A 7,063-nucleotide genomic window follows, 5' to 3' on the forward strand; every position below is an offset into this window, starting at 1 on the left:
GGCGTAAGAGGATTCGAACCTCTCATCTAATCACATCAGCCGTTTTGCATAGCTGCTTTAATTTCTGCCTTGCGACGCTTCTCGGCAGAGGCCATCATCCACCAGCCAATAAAAGTGGCAATAGATACGACCAGGATAATCAACGTCGCTAATGCATTGATTTTAGGGCTTACACCTAAGCGAACACTGGAGAACACTACCATCGGCAGCGTAGTTGCGTTAGGCCCGGAAACAAAGCTGGTAATAACCAGATCGTCTACTGACAGAGTAAATCCCAATAACCACCCCGCAGCAATTGCCGGCGCAATAGAGGGTAACGTGACCAGGAAAAACACCTTGAAGGGTGTGGCCCCCAGATCCTGCGCCGCTTCTTCAATCGAGAGATCCAGTTCCTGTAAACGGGAACGCACGATCACCGTGACATACGCGGCAGTAAACGTCACATGCGCGATCCAGATCGTCATCGCCCCACGCTGCGCTGGCCAGCCAAACATATTGGACATAGCAACAAACAACAGTAGTAATGCCAGACCCGTGATCACCTCTGGCATAACCATTGGTGCAGTGATCAAAAAAGCAAAGCTGGTTTGTCCGCGGAAATTGCCAATACGCGTCAGGACAAACGCGGCCAACGTACCAATTACCACCGCCATACTGGCACTCAATACACCAATGGTCAGACTCAGGATCACACCGTTCATCATCAGGTTATCGGCAAATAACTCGCCATACCATTTAACTGAAAAGCCTGACCACACGGTCACCAGACGGGATTCATTGAACGAGTACACAATCAGCAACAGGATCGGCACATACAAAAAGCCAAATCCGGCCAGCAAGATAAATGTACGAAATTTCGATTTCACCTGCGGGATTGGTGTCATGATCCACTCTCCTGCATTTCCCGACGTTGATAACGGTAGAACCAGATAATCGGTACCATCAGGATAGTTAACATTACCACCGCTACCGCGGAGGCCACCGGCCAGTCACGGTTATTGAAGAATTCCTGCCACAAGACACGGCCAATCAGTAATGAGTCCGGGCCACCCAATAATTCAGGGATAACAAACTCACCGACCGCAGGAATAAAGACCAGCATAGAGCCGGCAATAATACCGCTCCTGGTCAAAGGCAAGGTGATAGAAAGGAATGAGCGGAATGGTCGGGCCCCCAGATCAGACGCCGCCTCGATCAGAGAATAATCCACCCGCATTAAAGCGGTATAAATAGGCAGGATCATAAATGGTAGATACGCATATACGATCCCGACATACACTGCACCATTGGTATGCAACATATGCAGTGGCTCATCGATCAGACCTAACCACATCAATACATTATTGATCAGCCCGTTATTCTTCAGTATCCCTATCCATGCATAAACACGGATCAGAAATGACGTCCAGCTGGGCAGTACGACCAGCATCAACAGAACATTACGCATCGCCGGACTGGAATGAACGATCGCCCATGCAATGGGATAACCAATCAGCAAGCAAAGCAAGGTGGATGTGATAGCGACCTGAATGGATTGCAGATATGAATCAAGGTACATCACATCATCCAGCAGATAGATGTAATTTCCCAGGTTCAGCACAAAGTTCAGTTTTTCCTCAGAATATGAGACCAGATCTGAATAAGGCGGAATAGCGATCAGCACTTCAGCAAAACTGATTTTCAGAATGATCAAAAATGGAATAAGAAAAAACAGCACCATCCATAAATAGGGAATCGCAATCACCAGATGACGACCACCCGGCAACCAGCCCATGAAGGGAAGTTGTCGTAGTTTCTCAGCACTCATATTGTCAGCACCACACAAGAATCCGGATCCCAGCACAGATAAACCTGATCATCCCAGGTTGGCTGGCCCGTTCTGAAACGGTTCACATTCGGTAATGTCGCAGTCACCAACTTACCACTTTCCAAACGCACGTGATAAATAGAGATATCACCCAGATAGGCAATGTTCTCAACCAGACCTCGTTCATAGTTCGTATGATCGGATGGAATGTCATTACGGAAATGGATTTTCTCAGGGCGCAAAGCCACCATCAGCGGCACCCCTTCCGCCATCGAAGCACCATGGTTAACCTGAATAGGGTGCGTCAGAGCGTCAGACTGAATGATCATGTAATCAGGACCGTCTTCAACCAGCGTTCCTTCAAAAATATTTACCGAACCAATAAACTCAGCACTCAGACGGCAGTTAGGGTGTTCATAAATCTCTTCCGGGCTACCGATCTGCACGAATTCACCACGATCCATGATCGCGATACGGCCCGCCATCGTCATGGCCTCTTCCTGATCATGGGTTACCATAACGCAGGTTACGCCGACCCGCTCAATGATATCGACGACTTCCAACTGCATCTTTTCACGTAACTTTTTATCCAACGCCCCCATCGGCTCATCAAGCAATAACAGCTTGGGACGTTTTGCCAGAGAACGGGCTAAAGCCACTCGCTGCCGCTGACCGCCTGATAATTGGTGTGGTTTACGTTTGGCAAACTGAAGCATATGAACCAGCTCCAGCATTTCATGCACCCGCTGATTGATCTCATCCTTGGGTAAACGATCCTGTTTCAGACCAAATGCAATATTCTGTTCTACCGTCATATGTGGAAATAAAGCATATGATTGAAACATCATATTAATCGGTCGTTTATAGGGCGGCATATCAGCCAGATCCTGCCCATCCAGAATGATTTGTCCTTTAGTCGGTGTTTCAAAACCGGCCAACAGACGCAATAACGTCGATTTACCGCAACCGGATGCTCCCAGCAACGCAAAAATCTCACCTTTATTAATAGTAAGACTGACATTATCCACCGCAGGAATACCATCAAACAGCTTGGTAAGATTGCGGATTTCCAGTAGTGGTCGAGCAGAGTGCTCGGTAGACGCTACGGCAGGTTTATCGACCACAGCCATGTTTTTCTCCCAGAAACAATCAAGGGGCGTTAACGACGCCCCTATTCTTATATAAACAGTGGTTATTTACCGGTTTTGACTTTAGTCCATTCACGAGTAATTTCGCGATTGATCTTAGCGGGTAAAACTTTCAGCCCGAACATCTTGGCCTTTAATTCTACAGGCGGATAAATATTCGGATTATTGCGTAATGTTTCATCCACCATCGGTAATGATGCTTCATTACCACTGGCATAGGAAACATAGTTAGAAATTTTTGCGATCACTTCCGGACGCATCAGATAATTAATAAATGCATGTGCATTTTCCGGATGTTTTGAATCTGCCGGAATAGCCAGCATGTCATAGAAAACCAGTGCGCCTTCTTTCGGGATCACATAATCAACAGTCACATTATTTTTCGCTTCCTCTGCACGCGCAGCCGCCTGCATCACATCACCAGACCAGCCGATTGCAACGCAAATGTCGCCGTTTGCCAAGTCATTGATGTATTGAGAAGAATGGAAATAAGAAATATGTGGACGCAGAGTCGACAGCAGCTTACCTGCTTCACGATAATCAGCCGGATTCGTACTGTTAGGATCTTTGCCCATGTAATGCAGCGCTGTTGCCATTATCTCAGTTGGTGCATTCAGAAATGACACACCGCATTTTTTCAGCTTCGCCAAGTTCTCAGGTTTAAACACCGCATCCCAGCTATCCAGTTTGAAATCAGGCCCCATTACCGCAGCAACTTTTTGCGGATTAAAACCAATGCCTGTGGTCCCGCCTAAATACGGAACAGAATGTGCGTTGTCAGGATCCTTTTCTGCCAACAATTTCATGATGCCGGCATCCATGTTTTTCAGATTAGACAACTTACTCTTGTCCATTGATTGAAACACACCAGCTTGGATCTGACGAGCCAGGAAGTCGGAGCTGGGCACGACAATATCAAAGCCTGTATTTCCCGCTAACAGCTTAGCTTCCAAGACTTCATTACTATCGAATACATCATAAACAACCTTGATACCGGTCTCTTTTTCAAAGTTGGCAACCGTATCTTCAGCGATATAATCGCTCCAGTTATATACATGCAGAACTTTTTCTTCCTGAGCCACTGCACTACTCATCGTCACAGTAGCTGCAAGAGAAGCAGCCACTAATCCTTTAATGTATGACATCAAGCATCTCCTGAATCTCAAGTAATGGATCCGTATACGAAAGTGATGCATATGGCAGACGCATCCACATTTCTATCCGTGTCGCTTTGTGTGGTATTCTCGAAATATGCCAATCAGTGGCATGTCATCATGGACGAATACAATTTCATTATATTTAGAATAAATGTGGTTGTATGCAAAAAATCCACGATCTTATTTAAGATCCAGACAGTAAAATCAACGGTTATGAATGGCATAGCGATAACACTGAGTTGTTCGGTTTATGCTGCTATCCCGCATTCAAGGAGTCACCAATGCGCCTGTTCACTCTTTGCCTTCTTTCTTTTGGTTCATTACTTGCCAACGCGCAGGATGCAGAACGAATTGGTGAAGTCAGTACCGAATTTAAATTAGTGGGACCAAACCACAAAATCATTATTGAAGCGTTTGAAGATCCCAAAATCAGCGGTGTTACCTGTTACCTTTCCCGCCCCAAAACCGGGGGGCTCTCGGGTGGGCTGGGTCTTGCGGAAGACAGGGCCTATGCTTCAATCTCCTGCACCCGGGTCGGGCCAGTAAAAATCAATCAGCCTTTTTCACCCGGCGAAATCGTCTTCGATGTAAAAACATCATTGATATTTAAAGAACAGCGCGTTGTTCGTTTTCTGGATAAAACACATAACACACTGATTTATCTGACATATAGTACCCGTGTTGTCGATGGTTCTTACAAAAGTGCTATTTCTGTTGTTCCTATGGATACTTCCATCAGAGGATCCACAGAGAATGTGAATAAGTAATAACATATAGACTATATGTTCATTTGGGCGACTGTATCTATTACTGATATGCCATTGTCGAATCAATACCACCTGGTATTGTTAACTGATAAGATCCAATTATCGCTTTCAACATTATTTAAATCTTATGAAATATCTTATTTGCGCCAGTCTGATACTTGCCGGCTGTAGTAGTTCAATGACAGAACAACAATGTGCCGACACCAATTGGCATACCCGCGGGATCAGTGATGCCTGGTCAGGAAAATATTTAAGTGATGCCGATGAATATGCTGACCAATGTGCTGAATATGATATCCAACCAGATTTCAAACAATGGCGTAAAGGATACCTATCGGCTTTACATCAACAATGCCCTTCAACAAAAGCATTTGAATTAGCCGCCAGTCAGCAGAGTTATACCGGTCCTTGTCTTGCAGATGCGGAATTCCGAAAAACATTCAGTATTGGTGCAGCAGAAACCAGACAGAAAGTGGAATTACAGCGAATAGAAACACGGCTGAAAGAAATTCAAATAGCTAAAGGTTCAGCAAATAAGGAACAGCAGCAGGATCTAAGTTGGGAAGAATATCAATTACAGCAAGAATTGCTGGATATCAAAGGCACATTACAGATAGCAGATCCTGAACCACTCAATAAATTTCTCTTTAAGAAAAAATAATTCGGATGTTGCGGGGAAACCCGCTTTTTATTATTCAGAATGTTATAAAAACAAAAAGCCCTGCAGATAACTGCAGGGCTTTGTTTTTTCAATGGTGCTGATACCCAGAGTCGAACTGGGGACCTCACCCTTACCAAGGGTGCGCTCTACCAACTGAGCCATATCAGCACTTTATTCCGGCTGACTTTCGTCTAATTTAGAAGCCTGGCAGTGTCCTACTCTCACATGGCGAATGCCACACTACCATCGGCGCTACAACGTTTCACTTCTGTGTTCGGCATGGGTACAGGTGGTTCCATCGCGCTATTGCCGCCAGGCATATTCGGGTCCCTTATCACTAACTCATTGGGTCTCGTTAGCAATAAGTCTTGGAAAGCTGTGACCTCGCGGTCTTTATTTCGTTCATCAATCAAACAAGCGCTTCAAAACTACTTGGGTGTTGTATGGTTAAGCCTCTCGGGTCATTAGTATGGGTTAGCTCAATGTATCACTACACTTACACACCCCACCTATCAACGTCGTAGTCTTCAACGGCCCTTCAGAGGACTTATAGTCCTAGGGATGACTCATCTCGTGGCAAGTTTCCCGCTTAGATGCTTTCAGCGGTTATCTTTTCCGAACTTAGCTACCGGGCAGTGCCATTGGCATGACAACCCGAACACCAGCGGTTCGTTCACTCCGGTCCTCTCGTACTAGGAGCAACCCCACTCAATCATCCAACGCCCACGGCAGATAGGGACCGAACTGTCTCACGACGTTCTGAACCCAGCTCGCGTACCACTTTAAATGGCGAACAGCCATACCCTTGGGACCAACTTCAGCCCCAGGATGTGATGAGCCGACATCGAGGTGCCAAACACCGCCGTCGATATGAACTCTTGGGCGGTATCAGCCTGTTATCCCCGGAGTACCTTTTATCCGTTGAGCGATGGCCCTTCCATTCAGAACCACCGGATCACTATGACCTGCTTTCGCACCTGCTCGACCTGTCCGTCTCGCAGTTAAGCGGGCTTATGCCATTGCACTAACCTCACGATGTCCGACCGTGATTAGCCCACCTTCGTGCTCCTCCGTTACTCTTTGGGAGGAGACCGCCCCAGTCAAACTACCCACCAGACACTGTCCCTGACCCAGATAATGGGTTGAGGTTAGAACATCAAACATACCAGGGTGGTATTTCAAGGTCGGCTCCATGACAACTGGCGTCATCACTTCAAAGCCTCCCACCTATCCTACACAGGTAGGTTCAATGTTCAGTGTCAAGCTATAGTAAAGGTTCACGGGGTCTTTCCGTCTAGCCGCGGGTACACCGCATCTTCACGGCGAATTCGATTTCACTGAGTCTCGGGTGGAGACAGCGTGGCCATGGTTACACCATTCGTGCAGGTCGGAACTTACCCGACAAGGAATTTCGCTACCTTAGGACCGTTATAGTTACGGCCGCCGTTTACCGGGGCTTCGATCAAGAGCTTCGCTTGCGCTAACCCCATCAATTAACCTTCCGGCACCGGGCAGGTGTCACA

General features: G+C 46.6%; 6 protein-coding genes, 1 tRNA gene and 2 rRNA genes (1 of these 9 running past the window's edge). 2 read left to right on the forward strand and 7 right to left on the reverse strand.

Annotation, left to right across the window (positions count from 1 at the left end; translation table 11 throughout):
- Positions 1–35 precede the first annotated feature (35 nt).
- The 4 genes from TOLA_RS14120 to TOLA_RS14135 all read right to left on the reverse strand — a co-directional run bounded on the left by TOLA_RS14120 (position 36) and on the right by TOLA_RS14135 (position 4,100).
- Positions 36–884 (reverse strand): ABC transporter permease subunit, encoded by an 849-nt coding sequence (locus TOLA_RS14120; RefSeq protein WP_015879805.1) that lies wholly within the window; start codon positions 882–884, stop codon positions 36–38.
- The gene (potH, locus tag TOLA_RS14125) at positions 881–1,807 is read right to left on the reverse strand and encodes a putrescine ABC transporter permease PotH (protein WP_015879806.1); all 927 of its coding nucleotides are present in this window, start codon (positions 1,805–1,807) and stop codon (positions 881–883) included. The genes TOLA_RS14120 and potH overlap by 4 nt, the downstream gene beginning before the upstream one ends.
- Complete coding sequence (potG, locus tag TOLA_RS14130) at positions 1,804–2,937, reverse strand: putrescine ABC transporter ATP-binding subunit PotG (protein ID WP_015879807.1); 1,134 nt, start codon at positions 2,935–2,937, stop codon at positions 1,804–1,806. The genes potH and potG overlap by 4 nt, the downstream gene beginning before the upstream one ends.
- Before the next feature lie 62 nt (positions 2,938–2,999).
- Positions 3,000–4,100, reverse strand: coding sequence for an extracellular solute-binding protein (locus TOLA_RS14135; RefSeq protein WP_015879808.1), 1,101 nt, complete (start codon positions 4,098–4,100; stop codon positions 3,000–3,002).
- 293 nt (positions 4,101–4,393) lie between these two features.
- Between TOLA_RS14135 and TOLA_RS14140 the strand changes: the two genes are divergently transcribed.
- Both TOLA_RS14140 and TOLA_RS14145 read left to right on the forward strand, forming a co-directional pair.
- Positions 4,394–4,879: a CreA family protein gene (locus TOLA_RS14140; RefSeq protein WP_015879809.1), complete on the forward strand. Its 486-nt coding sequence runs from the start codon at positions 4,394–4,396 to the stop codon at positions 4,877–4,879.
- A gap of 178 nt (positions 4,880–5,057) precedes the next feature.
- Positions 5,058–5,540, forward strand: a complete 483-nt coding sequence (locus TOLA_RS14145) for a DUF2799 domain-containing protein (protein WP_041609549.1) — start codon at positions 5,058–5,060, stop codon at positions 5,538–5,540.
- A gap of 92 nt (positions 5,541–5,632) precedes the next feature.
- Here the strand turns inward: TOLA_RS14145 and TOLA_RS14150 are convergent.
- The 3 genes from TOLA_RS14150 to TOLA_RS14160 form a co-directional block, all read right to left on the reverse strand.
- Positions 5,633–5,708: transfer RNA gene (locus TOLA_RS14150), tRNA-Thr, on the reverse strand.
- Between the two features lie 34 nt (positions 5,709–5,742).
- Positions 5,743–5,857: ribosomal RNA gene (gene rrf, locus TOLA_RS14155) — 5S ribosomal RNA — on the reverse strand.
- 126 nt (positions 5,858–5,983) lie between these two features.
- Positions 5,984–7,063, reverse strand: a 23S ribosomal RNA gene (locus TOLA_RS14160) (it continues 1,809 nt past the right edge of the window).

This window comes from Tolumonas auensis DSM 9187 (assembly GCF_000023065.1).
Taxonomy (GTDB): Bacteria; Pseudomonadota; Gammaproteobacteria; order Enterobacterales; family Aeromonadaceae; genus Tolumonas; species Tolumonas auensis.

Coding starts and splice junctions, on each gene's coding strand:
- TOLA_RS14145 (WP_041609549.1), top strand. CDS start 5,058: ATGACAGAACAACAATGTGCCGACACCAATTGGCATACCCGCGGGATC.
- TOLA_RS14120 (WP_015879805.1), bottom strand. CDS start 884: ATGACACCAATCCCGCAGGTGAAATCGAAATTTCGTACATTTATCTTG.
- TOLA_RS14135 (WP_015879808.1), bottom strand. CDS start 4,100: ATGTCATACATTAAAGGATTAGTGGCTGCTTCTCTTGCAGCTACTGTG.
- potG (WP_015879807.1), bottom strand. CDS start 2,937: ATGGCTGTGGTCGATAAACCTGCCGTAGCGTCTACCGAGCACTCTGCT.
- TOLA_RS14140 (WP_015879809.1), top strand. CDS start 4,394: ATGCGCCTGTTCACTCTTTGCCTTCTTTCTTTTGGTTCATTACTTGCC.
- potH (WP_015879806.1), bottom strand. CDS start 1,807: ATGAGTGCTGAGAAACTACGACAACTTCCCTTCATGGGCTGGTTGCCG.